Genomic DNA, 25,076 nt, shown 5'->3' on the forward strand with positions numbered 1-25,076 from the left:
GATGACCGAGGCGCAGGAAACCGAGCACGGTGGGCCGTCAGTCCCGCAGACCCGCACGGCCCGCCACCGCCGGATCGTGGACATCCTCAACCGGCAGCCGGTCCGCTCGCAGAGCCAGCTCGCCAAGCTGCTCGCCGACGACGGGCTGAGCGTCACGCAGGCGACGCTCTCCCGGGACCTCGACGAGCTGGGCGCGGTGAAGATCCGCAACACCGGCGGCGAGCTGATCTACGCGGTGCCCAGCGAGGGCGGTTACCGCACGCCGCAGGCCCCGCTCGGCGAGTCCGCCAAGGAGGAGCGGATGCGCAGGCTCTCCTCCGAGCTGCTGATCTCGGCGGAGGCCTCGGCCAATCTGGTGGTGCTGCGGACGCCTCCGGGCGCGGCCCAGTTCCTCGCCTCGGCCATCGACCAGGCCGAACTGCACGACATCCTCGGCACGATCGCCGGTGACGACACGCTGATGCTGATCAGCCGCGACCCGGCGGGCGGGCAGGCGCTCGCGGACCATCTGCTGCGGCTGGCGCAGAACCCGCGGTAGCGACCCCCGGATCTTTCACGTGCGCACATCCGGGCCATACATCGGACCTGTACCGGCTGCCGGTGCGGCCCCGTTCGGTTCCGGTCCCCGTCCGATGGCTGCGGAACCTGCGCAGTCATCGGACTATTGACCCCTGCTCGACCGACGGGCTACCGTCCCGTCGAGTGCTGTCCGCATGTGCGAACGCCGTTCACAGGGGCGGCTGGGGAGTCGTGCGCGCCGCCGGACGGCACTGCTGTCGTCCCGGTCGTCGCCCGCTTCTCCCGGCGCTCCTTCGTACCCGACGAAATGGAGTCCCCACCCGTGAGCGCGCCCGTGGACACCACCTGGTTCACCCACGACCGGTTCGGCATGTTCGTCCACTGGGGGCTGTACGCACTCCCGGCCCGGCACGAGTGGGTCAAGAACCGGGAGAAGCTGACCGACGAGCAGTACCAGGTCTACTTCGACCACTTCGACCCCGACCGCTACGACCCGGCCGAGTGGGCCAGAACCGCCAGGGCCGCCGGTATGCGGTACGTCGTCCTCACCACCAAGCACCACGACGGTTTCTGCCTCTGGGACAGCGCGCTGACCGACTACCAGGTCACCAGGACCCCGTACGGCCGTGACCTGCTCGGCCCGTTCGTCGACGCCTGCCGTGCCGAGGGGCTGAAGGTCGGGTTCTACTACTCGCTGATCGACTGGCACCACCCCTCCTTCCCCGTCGACGGCACCCATCCGCGCCGTGACGACGCCGCCTACATCGAGGCCGCGGCCGACCGGGACATCCGGGTGTACCAGGAGTACCTGCACGGCCAGGTACGGGAGTTGCTCACCTCCTACGGAACCATCGACTACCTGTTCTTCGACTTCTCCTACGCCGACCGCGACGAATGGTGGGGCGGCAAGGGGCCCGACGACTGGGACTCGCGCGCGCTGCTCGACCTCGTACGGGAACTCCAGCCCGGCATCCTCGTCAACGACCGGACCGGACTCCCGGGGGACTTCGTCACTCCGGAGCAGTACCAGCCCGCGGGGCCGATGAGCGCGGGCGGCCGGCCGGTGGTCTGGGAGGCCTGCCAGACGCTGAACGGGAGTTGGGGCTACGACCGGGACAATCTGGACGACAAGAGCGCCGACCTGCTCGTACGGATGCTGGTCGACGGTGTGTCCAAGGACGGCAATCTGCTGCTCAACGTGGGCCCGACCGGGCGGGGCGACATCGATCCGGGGGCGCGGTCCGTACTCGCCGACATCGGGCGGTGGATGGACCTGCACGAACGGTCCGTCCGTGGGTGCGGGCCCGCTTCGTACACCCCGCCGCCCGACTGCCGGTACACCCGGCGCGGGGACCGGCTGTACCTGCACCTGTTCTCCTGGCCGCTGAGCCATGTGCATCTGCCCGGACTCGCCGGCCGGGTCCGGTACGCCCAACTGCTCAACGACGCGTCCGAGATCGTCCGGGTCCGGACGGACCCCGACCTGCCCGCCCACAACGCCCGGATGGGCGGCCAGCCCGCCGACACACTGACCCTGGAGCTGCCGGTACGGCGGCCCGACGCCCTGGTACCGGTCATCGAGCTCTTCCTCACGCCGTCCGCGTAACAGCACGGCGGCACAACTGCACAGCGACACACCGGCACAACTGCACAGCGACACACCGGCACAACTGCACAGCGACACACCGGCACAGCGACACACCCGCAGAGCGACTCGCAGACACAACGGCAGATCAGCGCAATCATCGGCACGTCCGTCCGCTCAGCACTCTGGAGGCGCCATGCACCGCCGCACGTTCCTCACGGGGACCGCACTCGGAGCAGCCCTGACCGCCCTGCCGTCGACCGCGCGGGCGGCGACGCCCGTCACGTCGCTGGCCGCCCTGCAGACCGCGATCGACGCTGCCGCACCCGGCGCGGTGATCACGCTGGCCGACGGCACCTACACGGTGCCGAGCGGTCAGCCGGTCACGTTCAAGGACAAGCACGGCACCGAGGCCGCGCCCATCACCGTCGTCGCGCAGTCCCGGGGCGGCGCGGTCCTCAAGGGGAAGCAGAGCTTCGCCTTCCAGAACTCCGACAACATCACCCTCAGCGGCTTCTCGTTCCGGCAGAGCGAGACGCTGGACGTGCCCCCGGACTGCACCCGGATCCGGCTGACCCGTAACGACTTCCAGCTCGCCGACATCGAGGGCGTGCACTGGGTCATGGTGCGGGCCGACTACAGCAAGGTCGACCGCAACCACTTCCACGGCAAGTCCACGCTGGGCATCTTCCTCGGCATCGAGGGGGCCGGCACGGACGGGATGGCCCAGCACGTCCAGGTCCTGAAGAACTACTTCTCCGACCACTCCTACGCCGGGGACAACGGCGGCGAGCCGATCCGCCTCGGCGTCAGCCCGCGCGCGCTCAGCAGCGCCCACGCGGTCATCGAGCAGAACCTGTTCGAGCGGACCAACGGCGACCCCGAGGCCATCTCGGTCAAGTCGTCGGACAACGTCGTACGGCACAACACCCTCCGCGACAGCCGGGGCGGCATCGTCCTGCGCCACGGCAACGGCACCCAGGTGGACAGCAACTGGCTCCTCGGCGGCCAGGAGGGCGTACGCATCTACGGCAACGACCACCTGATCGTGAACAACTACCTGTCCGGTCTCACCGGCCGGGCGCTGGTGATCGGCAGCGGCACGGAACGCGACCATCTGCCCGGTGAACCCGCCGACTCCCGGCGCGGGAACGACGCTCCCGACCGCGTGGTCATCGTGTACAACACGCTGCTGGACAACGCCGACGGGATCTCGGGCGAGAGCCAGCGTCCCGAGGAGCCCAGGGACGTCGTCGTGGCGGACAACCTGCTGGTGGGCGGGGCCGGGAAGCTGGTGGCGATGGCGAAGACCGTCCGGTTCACCTGGCAGAGCAACATCCTGTTCGGCGCCGCGGGCGACGGCAACATCCCTGCGACGGGCTTCACCCGTGTCGACCCGAAGCTGGTGGCCGGCTCGGACGGCATCTCCCGGCTGTCGGCGGGCAGCCCCGCGATCGACGCGGCCACCCTGCAGCAGACGGTCGTCACCTACGACATCGAGGGCAACACGCGCGGCAAGGCCCCGGACATCGGCTGTGACGAGTACACGACCGAGGCGCCGGTGTACCGGCCGCTGACCCCGGCCGATGTCGGCCCCGACGCGGCCTGAACCGCCGGTACGCCCGCGGTCAGTAGCGGACGAGCGCGGTCGGGCCCGAACGGGTCCCGATCGCGAGGTGCGGACGGCGTGCCGGGTCGGCCCAGGCCATGATCCGGTCCATCGCGGCTGCCGGCACGGACACACAGCCGGCGGTCGCGCCCTGCCCGTCGACGTGCAGGAAGATCCCGGCGCCCCGGCCCCGCACCGGCCGCGCGTAGTTGAAGCCGACGACGAAGGCGTGGGCGTACTGCGTGGGGTACGCGTCGAGCCGCTCCGCGTCCGCTGCCCGGCAGTCGGCGGGCAGCGGCTCCACCCAGCGGTTGTAGGCGCGGGCCGCGTTGTCCTCGCACCACCACGAACGGGAGTTGACCCGCCGGTAGGGGTAGCGGCTGCCCTCCGGGGCGGCCTTGATCCCGAAGGCGTACGGCAGGTCGTACAGGCCGGTGGGCGTGGTGTCGGTGCCCTGCTTGCGCCGTGCCCCCTCGACCAGTCCCCCCGCGCCGAACCGGGCGGGGGCGGAGCCGCTCGCCCGCCAGGTCCCGGACCGCAGGTCCCACCAGGTGAGGGTGCCCGTGGTGGAACTGGTACCCATGGCCTCGGCGGTGATCAGCTGGGTGCCGTCACCGGGATCCGCGAGGGCCGCCGCCGGGAGCGGCGGGGGTACGGGGGACGGCCGAGGGGCGAGCGAGCCCGTCAGGGCGAGCAGAACCGAACCGGTCACCAGTGATCCGCGCATATTTCGGACCGTACGCCGGGACAACGGGTGCCACCCGGGCCACTGCTCCGTACGGCCCCGTGACCGCCCGTCGTGCTCAGCGGAGCTTGATCGCCCCGCCGTCGGCCATCAGCGTCTGGCCGGTCATGTAGCGGGAGTCGTCGCTCGCCAGGAACGCGATCACCGGGGCGACGTCCTGCCGCGGGTCGCCGAAGCGGCCGAGCGGGACCTTGGCGGCGGAGGTCGCGTACTGCTCGGGGTTGGCCTCGGCCCACTGCTCGACCCCGGCCGTCAGCGCCATCGGCGCGACGACATTGACCCGGATCGCGTCGGCGGCCCACTCGTTGGCCACCACCCGGCTGAGGCCGCGGATGGCCTCCTTCGCCGCCGCGTACGACGCCTGGTTCGGCTGCCCGTCCAGTCCGGCTCCCGAGGCGAAGTTGACCACCGAGCCCTGTGCCTTCCTCAGCTCGGGGTACGCGGCGAGCATGAAGTTACGGGTGGCGAAGAGACCGGTGTCCAGTGCGAGCTTCCAGTCGTCGTCGGTCTGCTGGATGAAGGGCCGCACCCGTGAGGCGCTGGCGTTGTTGACCAGGACGTCGAGCTTCCCGAAGCGGCTCACGGCGGTCTCCACGGCCAGGTCGGCCACGGCCCGGTCCGAGACGTCGCCGCGGAGGAAGGCGACCGAGTCCCCCAGTTCGGCCACGAGGGCGTCGCCCGCCGCCTGCTGGAGGTCGACCATCACGACCCGCGCGCCGCGTTCGACGAAAACCCGGGTGACGGCCTCGCCGATGCCGGAGGCTCCGCCCGTGACGACCGCGACCTTGTTCTGAAGTGTCATTGCCCTGTTCCTTCGGCTCTGGATTCCGGCCCCGATATGTATCGTACATGCAATGTGTGCCGTACATATCGCGGAGCAGTCGGAGCAGTCGGAGGAGTCGGAGGATCCACGGGGGGGATCCGGGAGGGGATTCTCACCCCGCGTCCGCCAGGGGTGGCAACGGCAGCGGCAGCCCCGGGAGGCCGTCGATGCTCCGGGCGATGTGTTCCTTCTTCTCGAAGTACCGGCTCAGTGACGTGTCGTCCTCGCGCGCGAACCGTTTGGCGTGCAGGTCGCGGTCCTCGTCGTACGTCATGAACGGCACCGCGTAACCGCAGGTGTCCCGGATCAGCTCGGCCGTCACGACGACGATCGCGCGCAGGCCGTGCGGGGTGTGGTCGACGGGGAAGTGGCTCAGCAGCCCGGCGAACCGCGGGTCGTCACGGAAGACGGGCTCGCCCCGGCCGTGCACCCGCACGATGTTGGGCGGCCCCTGGAAGGCGCACCACATCAGGGTGATGCGGCCGTTCTCGCGGAGGTGGGCGACGGTCTCCGCGTTGCTGCCCGCGAAGTCCAGGTAGGCCACGGTGTGTTCGTCGACGACGGCGAACGAGCCGCTGACACCCTTGGGGGAGAGGTTGATCGTGCCGTCGCCGTCGAGGGGGGCGGTCGCCGTGAAGAAGATGTGCTGTTCCTCGATGAAGGTCCTGAGCCGTCCGTCTATGCGCTCGTACGTCTTTCCCATAGCGGCGATTATCGCCGCGCTCCGCTCCGTGCGGAACGTCATTTCGGCGGTGCTGCCCGCCTGCGCGCCCTTCATCGACGGCTTTGACAAAACATACGGACCACTGCATAGTTATGCCTAGCGATGAGTGCGCGACCGTACATGTCACCCACCCACTTGAGGAGCAGCCCAGTGAGCAGCAATACCGGTGACGTCCGGCTCTGGGGCGGCCGTTTCGCCGACGGTCCTGCCGAGGCGCTGGCCCAGCTGTCCGCGTCCGTCCACTTCGACTGGCGGCTCGCCCCGTACGACATCGCCGGATCCCGCGCCCACGCCCGCGCGCTGCACAAGGCGGGGCTGCTCACCGAGGACGAGCTGACCCGGATGCTCGACGGTCTCGACCGGCTCGAAGCGGACGTCGCCGACGGCTCGTTCACCGGCACCGTCGCCGACGAGGACGTTCACACCGCCCTGGAACGCGGACTCCTGGAGCGCCTCGGTCCCGACCTCGGCGGCAAACTGCGTGCGGGCCGGTCCCGCAACGACCAGATCGCGACCCTCTTCCGGATGTACCTCCGCGACCACGCCCGGATCATCGGCGGCCTGATCGCCGAACTCCAGGACGCGCTGGTCGGTCTTGCCGAAGCCCACCCGGACGTCGCGATGCCGGGACGTACCCACCTCCAGCACGCCCAGCCGGTCCTCTTCTCGCACCACGTGCTGGCCCATGCCCAGTCCCTGTCCCGGGACGCCGAGCGGCTGCGGCAGTGGGACGACCGTACGGCCGTGTCGCCCTACGGTTCGGGCGCGCTGGCCGGATCCTCGCTGGGGCTCGACCCGGAGGCGGTCGCCGCGGACCTCGGCTTCGAGCACGGCTCGGTGGGCAACTCCATGGACGGCACGGCCGCCCGTGACTTCGCGGCCGAGTTCGCCTTCATCACGGCGATGATCGGCGTCAACCTCTCGCGGATCGCGGAGGAGATCATCATCTGGAACACGAAGGAGTTCTCCTTCGTGACGCTGCACGACGCCTTCTCGACCGGGTCGTCGATCATGCCGCAGAAGAAGAACCCGGACATCGCGGAGCTGGCGCGCGGCAAGTCCGGGCGCCTGATCGGCAACCTGACCGGGCTGATGGCCACGCTCAAGGCCCTCCCGCTCGCGTACAACCGCGACCTCCAGGAGGACAAGGAGCCGGTCTTCGACTCCTGCGACCAGCTGGAGGTCCTGCTCCCGGCGTTCACCGGCATGATGGCGACGCTGACCGTGCACCGCGAGCGCCTGGAGGAGCTGGCCCCGGCCGGATTCTCGCTCGCCACCGACATCGCCGAGTGGCTGGTCAGGCAGGGCGTGCCGTTCCGGGTCGCGCACGAGGTGGCCGGTGAGTGCGTCAAGGAGTGCGAGCAGCACGGCATCGAGCTCGACCAGCTCACGGACGAGCAGTTCGCGAAGATCTCCGAGCACCTCACACCCGAGGTGCGTACGGTGCTGAACGTCCCGGGCGCCCTGGCGTCCCGCAACGGGCGCGGCGGCACGGCGCCGTCGGCCGTCGCCGTACAGCTCGTCGAGGTCAAGGCGAACCTGGTCGTCCAGCACGCCTGGGCCACGGCGAAGAAGTAGGGCTCTCGTCCGACCCCGGCTCCGCTCCCACCGGCGCCCGGCACCTTTCCACACAGGTGCCGGGCGCTGTCGTGCGTGATCGCGGGTACAGGTGTCAGGGACCGCACTCTCCGACCCGCGCAGGGAGACCCCGATGCCCTTCGCCCGCCTCACGGCAGCGACCACCCCCACGGCCCACATCGGACTCGGCCTCGCGGCCGTAGGCAGACCGGGGTACATCAACCTCGGTCGCGACCGCGATCTGCCGGCCGAACGCACCCCCGAGACCCTGCTCGCCCGTACGCATGAACTTCTGGACGCCGCCTACGCGCAGGGCGTCCGCTACTTCGATGTCGCGCGTTCCTACGGCCGCGCGGAAGCGTTCCTCGCCGAATGGCTGCGGGCCCGCCCCGCCGTCCAGGACGTGGTGATCGGCAGCAAGTGGGGCTACACCTACACCGCCGACTGGCGCACCGACGCCGACGTCCACGAGGTCAAGGACCACGGCCTCACCACCTTCGAACGGCAGCGCACCGAGACCGGCATGCTGCTGGGGGAGCGCCTCGACCTCTACCAGGTGCACTCGCTCACCGCGGACAGCCCGGCCCTCACCGACACGGGGCTGCACACCCGGCTGGCGGCGCTCGCCGCGGAGGGCGTGACGGTCGGCTTCTCCACGAGCGGCCCGGACCAGGCGGACACCGTCCGGGCCGCGCTCGCTGTCACCGTCGACGGGGAGCCCCTCTTCCGGGCGGTCCAGAGCACCTACAACCTGCTGGACACCGCGGTGGGCGAGGCCCTGGCGGAGGCTCATGAAGCGGGCCTGGGTGTGATCGTCAAGGAAGCGGTCGCCAACGGGCGCCTCGCGGGAGCAGCGGCGCCCGCCCTGCTGCGCGACATCGCGGAGGAGACCGGCGCGACCGCGGACGCCGTCGCCCTGGCCGCGATCCTGCGCCGTCCCTGGGTGGACGTGGTGCTCTCCGGCGCCGCGACCACGCTCCAGCTGTCGGCCAATCTGCACGCCGCGGTGGTCGACCTCGACGAGGAGCAGCTGGAGCGGCTGGCCGGGCTGCGGGAGGAGCCCTCCGCGTACTGGCAGCAGCGCGCGAAACTGCCCTGGAACTGAGCGGCCGGCCGCCCGTACGTGTGACGTGCGCGTACGGGCGGCCGGGCTCAGGACGGGTCGAACAGGGCGCTGACCGATTCCCCGTTGTGGATCCGCCGCATCGCCTCGGCCAGGGCCGGAGCGATGGAGAGGACCGTCAGCTTGTCGGTGTGCTCCGCGACCGGTATCGGCACGGTGTTCGTGCAGACGATCTCCAGTACGTCGGGCTGGTCCGAGAGCCGCTTGAGCGCCCCGGCGGCGAAGAGTCCGTGCGTACAGGCCACCCGGATCGAACGCGCCCCCAACTCGCGCAGCCGCTCCAGGAGTTCCAGTACCGTGCTGCCCTTGGCGATCTCGTCGTCCAGCACGATGACATCGCGCCCGGCGACCTCACCGATGACGGAACTGATGGCCACCCGGTCGTCCGCGAACCGCTGCTTGGCACCGGCGGCGACCTGGACCCCGAGCATCCGGGCGAACGCCGCGGCCTCCTTGGCGTTGCCGAGGTCGGGTGAGACGACGGTGGTGCGGGACAGGTCGTAGCCGCTGAAGTGCTCGGCCAGTTCCCGCAGGGCGTGCAGATGGTCCACGGGGACGGAGAAGAATCCGTGGACCTGGGGGGAGTGCAGGGTCAGGGCCAGGACCCGGCTCGCGCCGGAGTTCACCAGCAGATCGGCCACCAGGCGTCCGCCGATGGAGATCCGCGGCGCGTCCTTCTTGTCCGAACGGGCATAGGCGTAGTGCGGCATCACCACGGTGATCCGGCCCGCCGAGGCGCCGCGGGCCGCGTCGCACATCAGGAGAAGCTCGACGAGGTTCTCCTGCACCGGTGTGACCAGCGGCTGGATCAGGAAAACGTCCCGCTCGCGGCAGTTGGCCTGGAGCTGGACCTCCAGGCAGTCGTTGGCGAACCGGTTGATCCGCACCGGGCTCAGCGGGACCCCCAGATGTGTGGTGACCTCCGCTGCCAATTCGGGGTGGGCGCTACCGCTGAATACAGCGATGTCTCGCACGTACCGCTCCTCGTTCCGTCGAGTTCCGTCGAACCGGTATGTCGGTCACATCGTAGTGGCCGAGGACGAGGCGCGACGCGCCCAGTCGTATCGGATGAGACATTGATGTCTCATGTCGAGTATGGTCGTCTCATGACTGTCGACCGGGACCAGGTGCTGCGCACCGCCGCCGCCCTCCTCACCCGCAGGGCGACCGCCACGATGGATGAGGTGGCGCGCGCCGCCGGGATCGGCCGGGCCACCCTGCACCGGCACTTCGCCGGCCGGGACGCGCTGGTCAGAGCGCTGGAGGAGCTCGGTATCGCGGAGTTCGAGTCGGCGCTCGACGCGGCGAGGATAGACGAGGGACCGGCTGCCGCCGCGCTGCGCCGGTTCATCACGGAAGTCGAGTCGGCCGCCGGACTGCTCGCCTTCCTCGTCACCGAGAACGAGCTCTTCGAGGGCGAGGAGCTGAACGAGGGCTGGGCCAGGCTCGACGCCCGGGTCTCCGCCCTGTTCCGCCGGGGCCAGGAAGCCGGTGAGTTCCGGATCGACCTCACCCCCGCCTGGCTGACCGAGGCGCTGTACGGGCTCATCGGCAGCGGTGCCTGGGCCGTGCAGGACGGCCGGGTCGCGGCCAAGGACTTTTCGTACATGATCGCCGAGCTGCTGCTCGGCGGCGCACAGCGGAGTGTGGAGAAATGACCAGTACCGTCCGGCCCGCGAAGGACTCCGGGGCCGCCCCCAGCCGTAGCCGCTGGCTGGCCCTCGCCGTCCTCGTCCTCGCCGTGCTGCTGGTGGCCGTCGACGCCACCGTGCTCGGCCTCGCCACACCGTTCCTGAGCGAGGACCTCAAACCCTCGGGCACCCAACTGCTGTGGATCGGGGACATCTACTCGTTCGTCATCGCCGGCCTGCTGGTCTCGATGGGCAGCCTCGGCGACCGGATCGGCCGTAAGAAGCTGCTGCTCACCGGCGCTGTCGCCTTCGGCGGGGTCTCCGTGCTCAACGCCTATGCGAGCAGTCCGGAAATGATGATCGCCGCCAGGGCCCTGCTCGGCGTCGCCGGTGCGACGCTGATGCCCTCCACCCTCGCGCTGATCCGCAACATCTTCCACGACCCGAAGGAACGCAGCCTGGCCGTCGGGATCTGGGGCGCCGCCGCATCGGCGGGTACGGCCGTCGGCCCGGTGGTCGGCGGGTTCCTGCTGGAGAACTTCTGGTGGGGGTCGGTCTTCCTCATCAACCTGCCGGTGATGCTGGTGCTCGTCCTGGTCGGTATGAAGCTGCTGCCGGAGTCGCGCGACCCGGCCCCCGGCCCGTGGGACCTGGTCAGTGTGGCCCTCTCGCTGGTCGGCGTGATGGCGGTGGTGTACGCGGTGAAGGAGGCGGCTGCCAACGGATTCCGCTGGGACATCCTGGCGTCCGCGATCGTCGGAGTGCTCGCCCTGCTCTGGTTCGCGCGCCGCCAGCTGACCCTGAAGTCGCCGCTGCTCGACATGCGCCTGTTCCACCACCGCGGCTTCTCCGGCGCCGTGCTGGCCGACCTGCTGACCATTCTCGGACTGTCCGGTCTGGTCTTCTTCCTCTCGCAGTTCCTCCAATTGGTCCAGGGGCGTTCCCCGCTGGAGGCCGGGCTCATCGAACTCCCCGCCGCCGTAGGAGCGGTCGGCACGGGCCTGATGGCCGGACGCGTGGCGCGCAGGGCATCGGTACGGAGCGCGGTGGCCGGCGGTCTGGCGGCGGTGGCGGTGGCCCTCGCGGGCTGTGTGGCGGTCAGCGCGTCGACGGGGGTCGTGGCCCTGGGGCTGGCCCTGTTCTTCGGCGGCCTCGGAGCGGGTCTGGCCTTCACCGTGACCTCCGACGTCATCCTCTCCAGCGTCCCGAAGAACCAGGCGGGGGCGGCGTCCGCGGTGTCCGAGACCGCGTACGAACTGGGCGCGGCGCTCGGGATCGCCCTGCTCGGCTCGGTGGTCACCGGGATCTACCGGGGCTTCTCCATCCCGCACGGAGTCCCGTCCGGTGCCGCCACCGAGGCGCATGATTCGCTCGGCGGCGCCGTCGAGGCGGCGAAGACACTGCCGCACGACCAGGGCGCCGCCCTGCTCTCCTCCGCCCAGGAGGCCTTCACCCATGGCTTCCAGGCGGCGGCCGGAGTCGGCTCCGCCGTCCTGTTCGCCACAGCGGTGACGTCGTGGTTCCTGCTCAAGGGGCAGAAGCTCGACATCTGACGCGTACCGGCGCGCACATGACCGAGGGCCACCCGGAGCGTCCCGGGTGGCCCTCGGCCGAAAGTTCCTACGGTCAGGCGGCCTTGGCCTTCGTCGCGTACATGTCCACGTACTCCTGGCCCGACAGGCGCATGACCTCGGTCATCACCGAGTCCGTCACCGCGCGCAGTACATAGCGGTCGCGGTCCATGCCGTCGTAGCGGGAGAACTCCATCGGCTCACCGAAGCGGACCGTGACCTTCCCGGGCCGCGGCAGACCCGAGCCGCTCGGCTGGAGCTTGTCGGTGCCGATCATCGCGAACGGCACCACCGGCGCGCCCGTCATCAGCGTCAGACGCGCGATGCCCGTACGGCCGCGGTACAGCCGCCCGTCGGGGGAGCGGGTGCCCTCCGGGTAGATGGAGAACGCCTTGCCGTCCTCCAGCACCTGGCGGCCGGTCATCAGCGCGGCGACACCGCCGCGTCCACCGTCGCGGTCCACCGGGATCATCCCGACACCGGTGAAGAACCAGGCCATCAGACGGCCCTTCAGCCCCTTGCCCGTGACGTACTCGTCCTTGCCGATGAAGAACACCTGACGCTGCAGACAGATCGGCATGATCATCGAGTCGATGAACGTCAGATGGTTGCCGGCGAGGATGACCGGGCCCGTACCGGGGATGTTCTCGACGCCCTCCACCCGCGGGCGGAACATCAGACGCATGATCGGTCCGAGCACTGCCTTGATGAGCGCGAGTCGGGACAACGGTTCCTCCGGAGTCGTGGCTGGGCAGCCGCTATGAAGTATGTGCAGGTGAGTACGGTACTCGCGAGCTGTGTCCGCGCGCACATCGGGTTCATCGAACACATACGCAGTGTTGACGTATGTTCCCGCTGTGTTGCGCGGAGTTCCACCCCCGTGCGGGCCCCGGATGCCTACGATCAGGCACTTCAGAGTTGACAGGTGCGGGACATCACAGTCAGGAGTGCTCATGCGTCACAGCACGGAGACAGGACCCGGACGGCGGACGCTGCTCGGCGCGGCGGTGCTCGGTACGGCGGCTCTCGGTCTGTCCGGTACGGCGCGGGCCGACGCACGCGGCACCGGACACGGCACCTCGTACCAGGACCTGCCGGTGCCCACGGTCATCGGGCACCGCGGCACGGCCGGTTACCGCCCCGAGCACACCCTCGGCTCCTACCAGCACGCCCTCGACCTGGGCGCGCACATCGTCGAGCAGGATGTGGTGCCCACCAAGGACGGGCACCTCGTCTGCCGCCACGAGAACGACATCTCCGCGACCACGGACGTCTCCGCGCACCCCGAGTTCGCGGGACGCCGGACCACCAAGACCGTCGACGGCACGGCCATCACCGGCTGGTTCACCGAGGACTTCACGCTCGCCGAACTCAAGACGCTGCGCGCCAAGGAGCGCATCCCGGGCAACCGCCAGCACAACACCCTCTACGACGGCCGCTGGGACGTCCCCACCTTCGAGGAGGTGCTCCGGTGGGCGGCGGAGGAGGGCCGCAGGCGCGGAAAGCCGGTCTGGCTCTACACCGAGACCAAGCACCCCACCTACTTCCGCAAGCTCGGGCTCGGCCTGGAGGAGCGCCTCGTCGCACTCCTGCGCGCGTACGGCCGTGACCGCCGCGACTCCCCGCAGTTCCTCCAGTCGTTCGAACCGAGCTCCATCCAGCGCCTCTCCCGGCTCGTCACCACGCCGGGCATCGTGCTGCTCTCGGCCCCGGACAGCAGGCCCTGGGACTTCGTGGAGTCGGGCGACCGGCGGACCGTCGCCGACCTCCAGACCCCTGCGGGGCTGAAGTGGATCGCCTCCTACGCCCAGGGGATCGGCCCGACCCTCGACTCGGTCATCCCGAAGGACGCGGCAGGCAGGCTCACCGAGCCGACCACCCTGGTCCGGGACGCCCACGCGCGGGGCCTGCTGCTGCACCCGTACACGATGCGCAACGAGAACACCTTCCTGCCCGCGGACTTCCGGCGGGGCACCGACCCCAACGCCTACGGCGACGCCTTCGGCGCGTTCCGGACGTACTTCGCGACGGGCATCGACGGGGTCTTCACCGACAACGCGGACACCGCGCTGCTGGCCGCCGCCGACGTCCACCGGCGCTGAACTGATTTCCCGTACGGGTGAGATGCGGCCGCGAGGGCAACCGCGCCCTGTGACGGCCGCGTCCCGCCCGGCATGGATCTCGTCACCGAACTGAGCCCGCTGCTGGCGGCCGAGGCCGCGGCCGAAGCCGCCGCAGCCGGCGTGGACCCCGCCGATCTCGAACAGGCCGTCTGGGTACGCCTGCTGGAACAGTCCCCGGCCGAACCCAGGCGCTGGATGCGCTCGGCCGTACGGGCGGAGGCGCGCCGCGCCCGGCGCCGGGCCCGGCGGGAGACGCCGTACGGCATCGAGCCGACCGCGGACTCCGGGACGCACCCCGAACACCGGGCGCTGGCCGCCGAACGGCGCCGCGCCGTACGGGCCGCCGTCAGCCGGACACCGGGGCGCTGCCCCGAACTGCTGGGCGCGATGCTCTCGCCCGCCGACCCCACCTACCGGGAGATCGCAGGCGAGTTGGGTATGTCACAGGGCAGTCTGGGGCCGGTTCGTTCCCGTTGTCTGGGATGTCTGCGGAGAATGCTGACGGCGGAGATTGCGGCGCCCGTGCGGTGGGGAAAGGAGCGTTAGACATCGGGCGGACAAGTGAGCGGGAGGCATGCACACATGGGCATGAGCGTGACCATCTCGGGGGCAACTGCGCAGGACACCGAGCAGATCCTCAAGCTGCAGTATCTGTGCTACCAGGGCGAGGCCGAGCTCTACGGCGACTACTCCATCGAACCGCTCACCCAGACCCTGGACGCCCTGCGGGCCGAACTGGCCGACGGGTACGGGCTGGTGGCCCGCCTGGGAGACGAAGTGGTGGCGTCGGTACGCGGCGGGGTCGACGCCTCGGGCACGGTCCGGATCGCCAAACTGATCGTGCACCCGAGGATGCAGCGGCACGGCATCGGTGGCCGGCTGCTCACCGCCATCGAGAGGCAGTTCGCCTCCGAGGCCGCCGCCAAGCGCTTCCAGCTGTTCACCGGACAGCGCAGCGAGGGCAATCTGCGGCTGTACCGCAGCCATGGATACGTACCGGTGTCCACGGAGCGGGTCGGTCGCGCACTCACCGTGGTGACGCTGGAGAAGGAGGCCGGGGCGCGGGCGTACGTACAGAGCGCCTAGGACCTGCCGGGGAGATCCTGCCGGATCAGCGCCTGGCCCTGCGCAGCCACAGCATGCCCAGCACCGGCAGGATCACCGGGATGAAGAGGTAGCCCATCCCGTAGTCCGACCAGACCGTGGCGTCCGGGAACGCGTCCGGCGCGGCCAGTGTCCAGGTGCCGACGACGAGGACGAAGAGCAGCTCGGCGGCGCAGCAGACCAGCGCCGCCCGGCGTGCCTTCTCCCCGCCGCGGACCAGCGAGTAGGTGATGAAGCCGTACACCACGGCGGCGACGGCCGACAGCGAGTAGGCGAGCGGGGCCTTCCCGAAGTCCATGATCATCTGGACGATCGAGCGGGACGCCGCGGCGACCGTGAACACTCCGTAGAACCAGACGAGCACCCGGCCCGGCCCCGTGCCCAGCTCGTACCGGGGCTTCTCCTCGGCTGTGGTCATCGTCAGTTTCCCCAGATGTCGTAGAGCCGGACTTCCAGCACGGCCAGGACCACCGCGCCCGCGGCCACCGTCACCGACCCCCAGCGGGTCCGCTCGGTCAGCGAGAGGAACCCGGCCGCGGGCACGGCGGCGAACGCGCCGATCAGATACGCGATGAAGATCGCCTTGCCCTGCTCCGGCTGCTCACCCCGCCCCAGTTGCACGATTCCGACGACCAGCTGTGCCAGTGCGAGGACCGACACCACGGCCATGCCGATGAAGTGCCAGTCCTTGGTGGGCTGGTCCCGGTAGGCGGCGTAGCCGCACCAGGCGGCGAGTGCGAGCGCGGCCACTGTGACCACGACCGTCAGGGCGACAAGCATGGAGCCGAGGGTATTACGGGGCGAACGGTCCGCCGCGCGCGCCCCCGGCTCCGGGGCCGGGACCAAGATCGTGGCCTTGGCCACAGCGCACGGGTGCCGCCGGGTGCCGCCCGACGCCGTGACCGTCCCGGCCGACATGGCATCGACGCAGGTCACAAGCGGTTCGACGGCGGTTTCGGCAGGCTCGGGACGACCGATCCACCGGCGTCCGGTATTCGGACAGCCGGAAGGGGGCGCTCCTCACGTCTGCTTTACTTGCCGCATGACCACGACGAGCAGCCGCACCTTTGCGACCGAGGCGATCACGACGCCCGGTGCTCGTTGTATGTGTCGAATGCGCGCTTTCTGAGGGTCCTTGCCCGCGCCCCGAAGCGGGACCGAGAGCCGAACCGTTCGAGTCCGGCCGTTCGAGTCCGTACGTTCCACCGTGGACGGCAGCGGACTCGCCCCGCGCGCAGCGCCTTCCGGTCACCACCGTTACGGCCGTGCCGCGCATCCAGACGAATGCCCCGTGCCGGCGGACACCGCGCCGCGCACTCGACAGTGACGGAAATTCTGTGATCACCACCACCGGCCTGACGAAGGTCTACGCCTCGCGCAGCCGTGAGGTCACCGCCCTGGACGGGGTCGATCTGCACGTACGGGAGGGCGAGGTGTTCGGCGTCGTAGGGCAGAGCGGCGCCGGGAAGTCCTCGCTCATCCGCTGCGTCAACCTCCTCGAGCGGCCCACCTCGGGCACCGTGAGCGTGGACGGTGTCGACCTCACCGCCCTCGCCGGACGCGGCTCCCGCGCAGGCCGTGAACTGCGCGCCGCCCGCAGCCGCATCGGCATGGTCTTCCAGCACTTCAACCTGCTGTCCTCGCGCACCGTGCAGGACAACGTCGAACTGCCGCTGGAGATCCTCGGAGTCACCGGCAGGACCCGCTCGCGCAAGGCGCTCGAACTGCTGGAACTGGTCGGGCTCGCCGACCGGGCGAAGTCCTATCCCGGGCAGCTCTCCGGCGGGCAGAAGCAGCGCGTCGGCATCGCCCGAGCGCTGGCGGGTGACCCGAAGGTCCTGCTGTCCGACGAGGCGACGTCCGCCCTCGACCCGGAGACCACCCGCTCGATCCTTCAGCTGCTGCGCGACCTCAACCGGCAGCTGGGTCTGACCGTCCTGCTCATCACGCACGAGATGGACGTCGTCAAGACGGTCTGCGACTCGGCCGCGCTGATGAAGCGGGGTCGGATCGTGGAGTCGGGAACCGTCGGCGAACTCCTCGCGACCCCCGGCTCCGAACTCGCCCACGAGCTGTTCCCGGTGGGCGGCGAACCCTCGGAACCCGGCCGCACGGTCATCGACATCACCTTCCACGGGGACAGCACCGCCCGCCCGGTCATCTCCCAGCTCTCCCGTACCTACAACATCGACATATCGATCCTGGGCGCAGCGATGGACACCGTCGGCGGTCACCAGATCGGCCGGATGCGCATCGAACTGCCCGGCTCGTTCGAGGAGAACGTCGTGCCCATCGGGTTCCTGCGCGAACAGGGCCTCCAGGTCGAAGTGGCCGGTGCCGATATCCCCGTGCTCACCGAGGAGGGCGTCAAGTGAACTGGTCGGAAATGCAGCCGCTGCTCTCCCAGGGAACCACCGACACCCTCTACATGGTCCTGTGGGCCACGGTCGTCACGGTCCTCGTCGGGCTGCCGCTCGGGGTGCTCCTGGTCCTCACCGACAAGGGCGGGCTGCTCCAGAACCGCCCGGTCAACAAGATCGTCGGCGTGATCGTGAACATCGGGCGCTCCCTGCCGTTCATCATCCTGCTGATCGCGCTGATCCCGTTCACCACCTTCGTCGTCGGCACCTTCATCGGCCCGACGGCGATGATCGTGCCCCTCGCGATCGGCGCCATCCCCTTCTTCGCCCGGCTCGTCGAGACCGCCGTCCGCGAGGTCGACCACGGCCTCGTCGAAGCGGTCCAGTCGATGGGGGGCAGCGTGCCCACCATCGTCCGCAAGGTGCTGCTCCCGCAGTCGCTGCCGTCGCTGGTCTCCGGAGTCACCACCACCGTCATCGTCCTCATCGGGTACTCCGCGATGGCCGGAGCGGTCGGCGGCGAAGGGCTCGGCTCCAAGGCGATCACCTACGGCTACCAGCGCTTCGAGAACAACTTCATGATCGCGACAGTGATCGTGCTGGTCGTGCTCGTCACCCTGATCCAGCTGATCGGCGACGCGGCCGTACGTCTGCTGGCGCGCCGGGGGCGCACCTCCTCGTAGAACTTTCCTCCGCACAGAGCCCGCACTCCTTGTCCGGGCGACATCCCGCACCACCAGAAAGAGGCACTTTTCGTGCGTAACTCAGTCAAGATCTCCGTGTCCGCTGCCGCCGTCGCCGCCCTGGCCTTCGGTCTCACCGCCTGCGGCACCTCGTCCGACCCGTCCAGCAAGCCCGAGGGCGCCAAGGCGGACACCAGCAAGCCGCTGATCGTCGCGGCCTCCCCGGTCCCGCACGCCGACATCCTCGACTACGTCAAGACCCATCTGGCGGCCAAGGCCGGACTCAAGCTCCAGGTCAAGGAGTTCACCGACTACGTCCTGCCGAACAAGGCCACCGAGACCGGCCAGGTCGATGCGAACTTCTTCCAGCACAAGCCCTACCTCGACGACTTCAACAAGAAGAACGGCACCCACCTCGTGCCCGTCGTCGGCGTGCACCTGGAGCCGCTGGGGCTGTACTCGAAGAAGACCAAGGACCTGAAGTCCCTCACCTCGGGCAAGACGGTGGCCGTCCCCAACGACACGACCAACGAGGGCCGCGCGCTGAAGCTGCTCGCGGACAACGGGCTGATCACCCTCAAGCCCGGCGTGGGAAGTGACGCCGGGCTCTCGGACATCAAGGACAGCAAGGGCCTGAAGTTCAAGGAGCTGGAGGCGGCCACGCTGCCCCGCGCCCTGGACGACGTCGACGCCGCCGTGATCAACGGCAACTACGCGATCGACGCGAAGCTCACGCCCGCCAAGGACGCGCTCGCCCTGGAGAAGGCCGACGGCAACCCGTACGCCAACATCCTCGTGGTCAAGAAGGGGAGCGAGAAGGACCCGCGCGTGGTGAAGCTCGCCGAGCTCCTCAACTCCCCGCAGGTGAAGAAGTTCATCGACGACAAGTACCAGGGCGCGGTCATCCCCGCCTTCGGAGCCGTCAAGCCCTGACACCCGCACGGTTCTTGCGAGGCCCCGCGTACCCGTCCGGTACGCGGGGCCTCTCCGCGCGCACCCGGCCGTGCGGCGCCCGGCCGTCATGCTGCATGCTGTGGCTTTACGTCGGTCCCGGCCATGGAGCAGCGCATGACGACCACCTTCCCGGACATCTCCATCAGCACGGACCGGCTGGTGCTGCGCCCCTTCGAGGAGGCGGACATCCCGCCGCTGGCCGACATGATGAACGACGAGATGGTCACCGCGTGGACCTCGGCGCCCCACCCGTACCAGCACATCGACGGTGAACGGTGGGTCCGCAGGATCGCGCCCGCCGAGCGCACCACCGGGCGCGGCATCGTCCTCGCCGTCACCGAGTTCCTCACCCAGCGGCTCGTCGGGACGATCCATCTGCGCGCCACCAACTGGCGCACCCTCGCCACCGAGGTCCGCTATGTCACCGCCCCCTGGGCGCGCGGCGAGGGGTACGCCACCGAGGCGGTGCTCGCCGTCGCGCAGTGGCTCTTCCGGGACCAGAAGTTCGAACGCATCGAGCTGCGCACCCCCGCCGACAACACGGCGGCCCAGCAGGTCGCCCAGAAAGCCGGCTGCATCAGCGAGGGCGTCCTGCGCAACGCCTGGATAGCGCGGACCCGGACCGAGAACGGCACGGACGGCGGCTGGACCGACATCCGCACCGACCTCATCGTGTGGAGCCTGCTGCCCGAGGACCTGGACGGGATCGCCGACCAGCTGGCCGAGGCCAACGGGTACGGCACCTTCGACGACTGGAACTGACCCCCGCCTCTCGTCGGCCGCCGGCCGCAGCGGGTACTCTCGCGGTGCTCCCTCTCCCTACTCCACCTGCCCACCTGCCCACCTGCGCCGGTACGGGCAGCGCACCCGCACCGGTTCGAGCGACAACACCAGGAGACTGACGACGATGGCCGACCGGGTCACGGTGATCGGCTGGGACGGATCGCCCCTCACCGCAGCCGCCAGGTCCGCTCTCTCCGCGGCCACCCTGGTGGCCGGAGCCGCCCACCACCTCGCACTTCCGGAAGTGCCCGCCTCCGCCGAGCGGATCCGCCTGGGCAGCGTGAGTCTCGCCGCCCGCCGGATCGCCGGGCACCGTGGCAGCGCCGTTGTCCTCGCCGACGGAGACCCGGGCTTCCACGGCGTCGTACGCACCCTGCGTGCGCCCGAACACGGCCTGGAGGTCGAGGTCGTCCCTGCGGTCTCCTCCGTCGCCGCCGCTTTCGCCCGCGCCGGGATGCCGTGGGACGACGCGGAGGTCGTCGTCGCACACCCGCGTACGCTCCGGCGCGCGGTCAATGTCTGCCGGGCGCACGGCAAGGTCGCCGTGCTCACCTCGCCCGGCGCCGGACCCGCGGAGCTGGCCCTGCTCCTCGAAGGCGTCCACCGCACCTTCGTCATCTGCGAGGAACTCGGCACCGAGCGCGAGCAGGTCACCGTGCTGACCTCCGACAAGGCGGCGGACCACACCTGGCGCGACCCGAATGTCGTCATCGTCATCGGCGGCAACGGAGCGGCCGAGGCCCCCGCCGTACGGGGCTGGGCGCTGCCGCCCGCGGAGTACGGAGAGGGCCTGAACGAGGGCGAGCACGCCGGGCTGCGCGCCGCCCAACTGGCCCGTCTCGGCCCGCGCACCGGCGACCTGGTCTGGGACATCGGCTCCGGCAGCGGGGCGCTCTCCGTCGAGGCGGCCCGCTTCGGCGCCGCGGTCATCGCCGTCGACGCCGACCCCGCCGCCTGCGCGCGCACCGACGCCGCCGCCCGCCGCTTCGGCGTGCGGCTCCAGATCATCCACGGACGCGCACCCCATGTCCTGGAGCGGCTTCCCGAGCCCGATGTCGTACGGATCGGGGGCGGCGGGGCAGCAGTTGTCACCGCCTGCGCCGACCGCAGGCCCGAGCGCATCGTGACGCACGCCGGTACCCGGGACGAGGCCGAGGCGCTCGGAGCCGCTCTGGCCGAGGGCGGATACCTCGTCGAATGCGCGTTGCTGCAGTCCGTGGATCTGGACACCCGGTCCTGGGCGGAACGCACGCGGTCGGTGGTCTTCCTGGTGTCCGGCCGCCGTCCGGAAAGTGGCCCCTGACCCTGCTGCGGGACGGCGCGGGGTAGGCTGGCCGACTGTTGTACCGCAGCTGGGGGTTCGGCGCTTCGTTCGCCAATGTCCGGAAAAGGGAACCGTTTTGGGGCCTGGTGTGGTACGGCGGCACCGGGGACGCGCAACGTGGCGCAGCCCACAGCGGACCGTGGCAGGAATCCCTGCACGGCGTCGAACGGCCGTGACCATACTGAGTGTCCGCAGGCCTTTCGTACCGCGCGGCGTGCCCGCTCGTTGTTCTCAGTACGGGCGACCCGGTAAAGGGCTGAAGGAGCACTATGGATGGGCGAGGGGTACGCATGACCGACACCGGCCAGGTCCCGGGCGAGGGACAGCCGGGGAACGCAGGCTTGGTGGAGCAGCCGGGCCTCCCCGCCCCCGGTGCTTACACCTACCTCGACCCCTCCGAGAATCCCACCGAGGACGACGATCTGCTGCTGATGCCCGGCGCACAGGGCGCGTGGAGCGAGCCGCAGCAGCCCCAGCAGCAGGCGCAGTTCCCGCCCGACGGGCAGTTCCAGCCGCAGTTCCACCCGCAGGCGGACACCGCGCCGCTCGCCGAACCCGGCGCCCACGAGGCAGGCGGGCGCGACTCCGGCTCGGTGGATCTCGGTGCGGTGAGGGCCCAGGCCGCCGCGCACGCGGCGCCGTCCGCCACCGCGACCCCGCCGCCGCGCAGGCCGCTGCACATGGGTCCGCCCGTGCCCGACGCCACCGGTGGTGTGGTCCGCTCGCTGGCCGACCGCGGTCCCACCGCGACGCCGGCGAACCCCGTTCCGGTACGTGAGGCCGGACCGCAGACTCTCGGTCCCGAGTACCTGGACTTCCCGCGCGACGAGGCGGAGGCGCTGCCCGGACCGCAGCTCGGCGCTATCCCGCCGCAGGCCGGGGTGGCGTGGACCTCGCAGCCGCAGCCGGTGCAGTCCCCCACACCTTCCGTTCCCGCCGCCCCGGCCCAGCCCGAGGCACCGGCCTTCCCCGAGCCGGTGGCCGCCCAGCCGGAGACCCCGGCCGCCGCACCGGTCGACGTAGCTGCCGATGTACCGGTGGACGTACCGGTCGACGCCGCGCAGGCCGCTGCCGCGCCGTACGCGCCGGCGCCCGGTCCGGTCGACGCCGGACAGCCCGCACCTGGCCGGTTCGTCCCGGTCGAGGGTTCGTTGCCGTCCGCTCCCCATCTCGCTCCGACGCCGGTGGCAGTGGTGACGGCCCCGGCCGAGCAGCCCGCGGCAGCGCAGCCCGAGCAGGCCCCTGCGGAGCCGCGGACCACCGAGGCGGCGCAGGTCGCAGAGGTCCCGCAGCCCGCTGAGCCTGCTGAGCCCGCAGTGGACGCCGTCGTGGCAGCAGTGGAACCGGCGGCCACGCCCGCGCCGGAACCCGCAGCCGAACCGGTCGTGGAAGCCGTGGCCGAGCCCGTCACGGTGCCCGCACCCGAGGCACAGCCGGAGCCGGTCCTCGAAACCTGGCCCGCCCCGGCCGCAGTCGCAGCGGAAGCGGAGGTGGACGCGGAGCCCGCCGGTACACGGACGGTGGCACCCGAGAGCGTCCCCGCACCCGCACCCGAGAACGTTCCCGCACCCGAGAACGTCCCCGCACCCGAAGCCGTTCCGGCGCCCGAGGCCGCTCCCGTTCCTGACGCCGTTCCCATAGATGCCGGGGAGCAGCAGCCCGAGCCGGTCGCGGCGACGGTGCCCGCCCCCCGCCACGGTGGACCGGCCGGGCAGACGCCCGCCGAGGAGCTGACCGTGCCGGTCCCGGCCGAGGCCGAGGCACCGCAGGAGACCGCTTCCGTCCAGGAAGCCGCGCCCCCGACGGCCCCCGCCGCTGTCACCGAGCCGCCCACAGCGGCCGAGCCCCGGCCCGGGTCCGTGCCTCAGCCCGAGTCCGTGGCGACACCGGCCCCCGAGCCCCAGCAGGCGCCCGTCGAGGCCGAGTCCGCAGAGGCCGTCGCAGAGACCGGACCCACGGCGGAAACGGCGGAGGCACCGGAAGCCGCGGCAGACCCCGCCGAGCCGGTCACCCCCGCCGCCTCCGGGTACGACGACGCCGAACGCGAAGCCGTACTGCGCGTCATGCGTGAACGCCGCGACATCCGCAACGGCTTCCGCAGCGACCCCATCCCGCACGAGGTGCTGCTGCGCGTCCTCGAAGCCGCGCACACCGCGCCGAGCGTCGGCCACTCCCAGCCCTGGGACTTCGTGGTCATCCGTTCCGCGGAGACCCGGCGCTCCATGCACGAACTGGCGCAGCGCCAGCGCGACGCCTACGCCAAGTCCCTTCCCAAGGGCCGCGCCAAGCAGTTCAAGGAACTGAAGATCGAGGCCATCCTCGACACCCCGGTCAACATCGTCGTCACCGCCGACCCGACCCGCGGTGGCCGCCACACCCTCGGACGGCACACCCAGCCGCAGATGGCGCCGTACTCCTCGGCCCTCGCCGTCGAGAACCTCTGGCTCGCCGCCCGCGCCGAGGGCCTCGGCGTCGGCTGGGTCAGCTTCTTCGACGAGCGGGAGATGGTCCGCGCCCTGGGCCTGCCCGAGCACCTCGAAGTCGTCGCCTACCTCTGCGTGGGATACGTCGACGAGTTCCCCGAGGAGCCCGAACTGATGCAGGCGGGCTGGTCGAAGCGCCGCCCGCTGTCCTGGGTCGTCCACGAGGAGACGTACGGCCGCCGCGCCCTCCCCGGTGCGGAGCCGCACGACCTGCTCCAGGAGACGATCACCAATATCCGGCCGCTGGACGCCAAGGCGCTCGGCGAGGCCTGGGACCGCCAGAAGCGGATGACCAAGCCCGCCGGGGCACTCGGGATGCTGGAGATCATCTCCGCGCAGCTGAGCGGGCTGTCCCGGATGTGTCCGCCGCCGATCCCGGAGCCCGCGGCCGTCGCGGTCTTCGCCGGGGACCACGGGGTGTACGCCCAGGGCGTCACCGCCTGGCCGCAGGAAGTGACCTGCCAGATGGTCGCCAACTTCCTGGGCGGCGGAGCGGTCTGCAACGCCTTCGCCAATCAGGTCGGGGCCGAGGTCTGCGTCGTCGACGTGGGTGTCGCCGGGGAACTCCCGGCCACCCCGGGCCTGTTGCCCCGCAAGGTCCGAGCCGGCACCGCCGACTTCACCACCGGTCCCGCGATGACACGGGAAGAAGCGCTCGCCGCGATCGAGGTCGGCATCGAGACGGCCCGTGACCTGGTGGCCGCAGGCAACAAGGCGCTGCTCACCGGCGAGATGGGCATCGCCAACACCACCGTGTCGGCCGCCCTGATCTGCGTCTACACCGGCCAGGACCCGACCGAGGTCACCGGCCGCGGCACCGGCATCAACGACGAGATGCACGCCCGCAAGGTCGACGTCGTCCGCCGGGGTCTGGAACTCCACCAGCCCGACCCCGCCGACCCGATCGGCGTCCTCGCCGCGGTCGGCGGCCTCGAACACGCCGCGCTGGTCGGCTTCCTGCTCGGCGGCGCCTCGCTCCGCACCCCGGTGATCCTGGACGGAGTGAGCGCGGGGGCGGCTGCCCTGGTCGCCCGCGCGATCGCCCCCGAGGCGCTGGCGGCCTGCATCGCCGGCCACCGCAGCGCGGAGCCCGGCCATGTCGCCGCCCTCAACAAGCTGGGCCTGCGCCCGCTGGTCGACCTCGACCTGCGGCTCGGCGAGGGCACCGGCGCCCTGCTCGCCCTCCCCGTCGTCCAGAGCGCGGCCCGCGCGATGCACGAAGTGGCCACCTTCGACTCGGCGGGCGTCACGGAGAAGTAGCGCAGCACGCGCGGGAGGGGCCGGGGTCAGTGATCCCGGCCCCTCGCCTTCGCCCGAGGCCTCAGGAACGTAAGGTGTCCAAGGGGCCGAAACC

Annotated in this window: 23 protein-coding genes; 16 read left to right on the forward strand and 7 right to left on the reverse strand. The window is 70.8% G+C overall.

What is annotated here, in order from left to right; translation table 11 throughout:
• Nucleotide 1 precedes the first annotated feature (1 nt).
• From NBY69_RS23875 to NBY69_RS23885, 3 genes are all read left to right on the forward strand, one after another.
• Nucleotides 2-538: an arginine repressor gene (locus tag NBY69_RS23875; protein ID WP_250303349.1), complete on the forward strand. Its 537-nt coding sequence runs from the start codon at nucleotides 2-4 to the stop codon at nucleotides 536-538.
• 288 nt (nucleotides 539-826) lie between these two features.
• On the forward strand, nucleotides 827-2,125 hold the full coding sequence (locus tag NBY69_RS23880) for an alpha-L-fucosidase (protein ID WP_250303639.1): 1,299 nt from the start codon (nucleotides 827-829) through the stop codon (nucleotides 2,123-2,125).
• A gap of 175 nt (nucleotides 2,126-2,300) precedes the next feature.
• Complete coding sequence (locus NBY69_RS23885) at nucleotides 2,301-3,713, forward strand: polysaccharide lyase 6 family protein (RefSeq protein WP_250303352.1); 1,413 nt, start codon at nucleotides 2,301-2,303, stop codon at nucleotides 3,711-3,713.
• A gap of 19 nt (nucleotides 3,714-3,732) precedes the next feature.
• Here the strand turns inward: NBY69_RS23885 and NBY69_RS23890 are convergent, their stop codons facing one another.
• From NBY69_RS23890 to NBY69_RS23900, 3 genes are all read right to left on the reverse strand, one after another.
• On the reverse strand, nucleotides 3,733-4,440 hold the full coding sequence (locus NBY69_RS23890; protein WP_250303353.1) for a L,D-transpeptidase family protein: 708 nt from the start codon (nucleotides 4,438-4,440) through the stop codon (nucleotides 3,733-3,735).
• Nucleotides 4,441-4,516: 76 nt separating this feature from the next.
• Nucleotides 4,517-5,260 (reverse strand): SDR family NAD(P)-dependent oxidoreductase, encoded by a 744-nt coding sequence (locus NBY69_RS23895; RefSeq protein ID WP_250303355.1) that lies wholly within the window; start codon nucleotides 5,258-5,260, stop codon nucleotides 4,517-4,519.
• Nucleotides 5,261-5,393: 133 nt separating this feature from the next.
• On the reverse strand, nucleotides 5,394-5,984 hold the full coding sequence (locus NBY69_RS23900) for a pyridoxamine 5'-phosphate oxidase family protein (protein ID WP_250303357.1): 591 nt from the start codon (nucleotides 5,982-5,984) through the stop codon (nucleotides 5,394-5,396).
• Between the two features lie 171 nt (nucleotides 5,985-6,155).
• Between NBY69_RS23900 and argH the strand changes: the two genes are divergently transcribed.
• The gene (gene argH, locus NBY69_RS23905; protein WP_250303359.1) at nucleotides 6,156-7,583 is read left to right on the forward strand and encodes an argininosuccinate lyase; all 1,428 of its coding nucleotides are present in this window, start codon (nucleotides 6,156-6,158) and stop codon (nucleotides 7,581-7,583) included.
• 133 nt (nucleotides 7,584-7,716) lie between these two features.
• Entirely contained in the window at nucleotides 7,717-8,688 is a 972-nt protein-coding gene (locus NBY69_RS23910; protein ID WP_250303360.1) for an aldo/keto reductase, read from the forward strand.
• 47 nt (nucleotides 8,689-8,735) lie between these two features.
• Here the strand turns inward: NBY69_RS23910 and NBY69_RS23915 are convergent, their stop codons facing one another.
• Nucleotides 8,736-9,680, reverse strand: coding sequence for a ribose-phosphate pyrophosphokinase (locus tag NBY69_RS23915; RefSeq protein ID WP_250303362.1), 945 nt, complete (start codon nucleotides 9,678-9,680; stop codon nucleotides 8,736-8,738).
• A gap of 132 nt (nucleotides 9,681-9,812) precedes the next feature.
• On the opposite strand from NBY69_RS23915, the gene NBY69_RS23920 reads away from it, so the two are divergent.
• Both NBY69_RS23920 and NBY69_RS23925 read left to right on the forward strand, forming a co-directional pair.
• Entirely contained in the window at nucleotides 9,813-10,364 is a 552-nt protein-coding gene (locus tag NBY69_RS23920; protein ID WP_250303363.1) for a TetR/AcrR family transcriptional regulator, read from the forward strand.
• The gene (locus NBY69_RS23925; RefSeq protein WP_250303364.1) at nucleotides 10,361-11,890 is read left to right on the forward strand and encodes an MFS transporter; all 1,530 of its coding nucleotides are present in this window, start codon (nucleotides 10,361-10,363) and stop codon (nucleotides 11,888-11,890) included. The genes NBY69_RS23920 and NBY69_RS23925 overlap by 4 nt, the downstream gene beginning before the upstream one ends.
• A gap of 73 nt (nucleotides 11,891-11,963) precedes the next feature.
• Here NBY69_RS23925 and NBY69_RS23930 read toward each other — a convergent pair whose 3' ends face one another.
• Nucleotides 11,964-12,635, reverse strand: a complete 672-nt coding sequence (locus tag NBY69_RS23930; RefSeq protein ID WP_250303365.1) for a 1-acyl-sn-glycerol-3-phosphate acyltransferase — start codon at nucleotides 12,633-12,635, stop codon at nucleotides 11,964-11,966.
• 226 nt (nucleotides 12,636-12,861) lie between these two features.
• Here NBY69_RS23930 and NBY69_RS23935 point away from each other — a divergent pair, with 226 nt between their 5' ends.
• From NBY69_RS23935 to NBY69_RS23945, 3 genes are all read left to right on the forward strand, one after another.
• Nucleotides 12,862-14,010 carry a glycerophosphodiester phosphodiesterase gene (locus NBY69_RS23935; protein ID WP_250303366.1) on the forward strand — a complete coding sequence of 383 codons (1,149 nt, stop codon included), beginning with the start codon at nucleotides 12,862-12,864 and terminating at the stop codon, nucleotides 14,008-14,010.
• A gap of 72 nt (nucleotides 14,011-14,082) precedes the next feature.
• Entirely contained in the window at nucleotides 14,083-14,577 is a 495-nt protein-coding gene (locus NBY69_RS23940) for a sigma-70 family RNA polymerase sigma factor (RefSeq protein WP_250303367.1), read from the forward strand.
• A gap of 36 nt (nucleotides 14,578-14,613) precedes the next feature.
• Nucleotides 14,614-15,117 (forward strand): GNAT family N-acetyltransferase, encoded by a 504-nt coding sequence (locus NBY69_RS23945; protein ID WP_250303369.1) that lies wholly within the window; start codon nucleotides 14,614-14,616, stop codon nucleotides 15,115-15,117.
• 25 nt (nucleotides 15,118-15,142) lie between these two features.
• On the opposite strand, the gene NBY69_RS23950 is transcribed toward NBY69_RS23945, so the two are convergent.
• A complete protein-coding gene (locus NBY69_RS23950; protein ID WP_250303371.1) occupies nucleotides 15,143-15,553 on the reverse strand; it encodes a hypothetical protein in 411 nt (136 codons plus the stop codon).
• Between the two features lie 2 nt (nucleotides 15,554-15,555).
• Nucleotides 15,556-15,915 (reverse strand): hypothetical protein, encoded by a 360-nt coding sequence (locus NBY69_RS23955; protein ID WP_250303372.1) that lies wholly within the window; start codon nucleotides 15,913-15,915, stop codon nucleotides 15,556-15,558.
• 557 nt (nucleotides 15,916-16,472) lie between these two features.
• Between NBY69_RS23955 and NBY69_RS23960 the strand changes: the two genes are divergently transcribed.
• The 6 genes from NBY69_RS23960 (at nucleotide 16,473) to cobT (ending at nucleotide 24,982) form a co-directional block, all read left to right on the forward strand.
• Nucleotides 16,473-17,510 carry a methionine ABC transporter ATP-binding protein gene (locus NBY69_RS23960; protein ID WP_250303374.1) on the forward strand — a complete coding sequence of 346 codons (1,038 nt, stop codon included), beginning with the start codon at nucleotides 16,473-16,475 and terminating at the stop codon, nucleotides 17,508-17,510.
• Nucleotides 17,507-18,178, forward strand: coding sequence for a methionine ABC transporter permease (locus NBY69_RS23965; protein WP_250303375.1), 672 nt, complete (start codon nucleotides 17,507-17,509; stop codon nucleotides 18,176-18,178). The genes NBY69_RS23960 and NBY69_RS23965 overlap by 4 nt, the downstream gene beginning before the upstream one ends.
• Before the next feature lie 72 nt (nucleotides 18,179-18,250).
• Nucleotides 18,251-19,111 carry a MetQ/NlpA family ABC transporter substrate-binding protein gene (locus NBY69_RS23970; protein WP_250303377.1) on the forward strand — a complete coding sequence of 287 codons (861 nt, stop codon included), beginning with the start codon at nucleotides 18,251-18,253 and terminating at the stop codon, nucleotides 19,109-19,111.
• 135 nt (nucleotides 19,112-19,246) lie between these two features.
• Nucleotides 19,247-19,894, forward strand: a complete 648-nt coding sequence (locus NBY69_RS23975; protein WP_250303379.1) for a GNAT family N-acetyltransferase — start codon at nucleotides 19,247-19,249, stop codon at nucleotides 19,892-19,894.
• A gap of 145 nt (nucleotides 19,895-20,039) precedes the next feature.
• Nucleotides 20,040-21,218 carry a precorrin-6y C5,15-methyltransferase (decarboxylating) subunit CbiE gene (gene cbiE / locus NBY69_RS23980; RefSeq protein ID WP_250303380.1) on the forward strand — a complete coding sequence of 393 codons (1,179 nt, stop codon included), beginning with the start codon at nucleotides 20,040-20,042 and terminating at the stop codon, nucleotides 21,216-21,218.
• 311 nt (nucleotides 21,219-21,529) lie between these two features.
• Nucleotides 21,530-24,982 (forward strand): nicotinate-nucleotide--dimethylbenzimidazole phosphoribosyltransferase, encoded by a 3,453-nt coding sequence (cobT, locus tag NBY69_RS23985; protein ID WP_250303382.1) that lies wholly within the window; start codon nucleotides 21,530-21,532, stop codon nucleotides 24,980-24,982.
• Nucleotides 24,983-25,076 lie beyond the last annotated feature (94 nt).

This window comes from Streptomyces sp. A 4/2, assembly GCF_940670765.1.
In the GTDB taxonomy this organism is placed as follows: domain Bacteria; phylum Actinomycetota; class Actinomycetes; order Streptomycetales; family Streptomycetaceae; genus Streptomyces.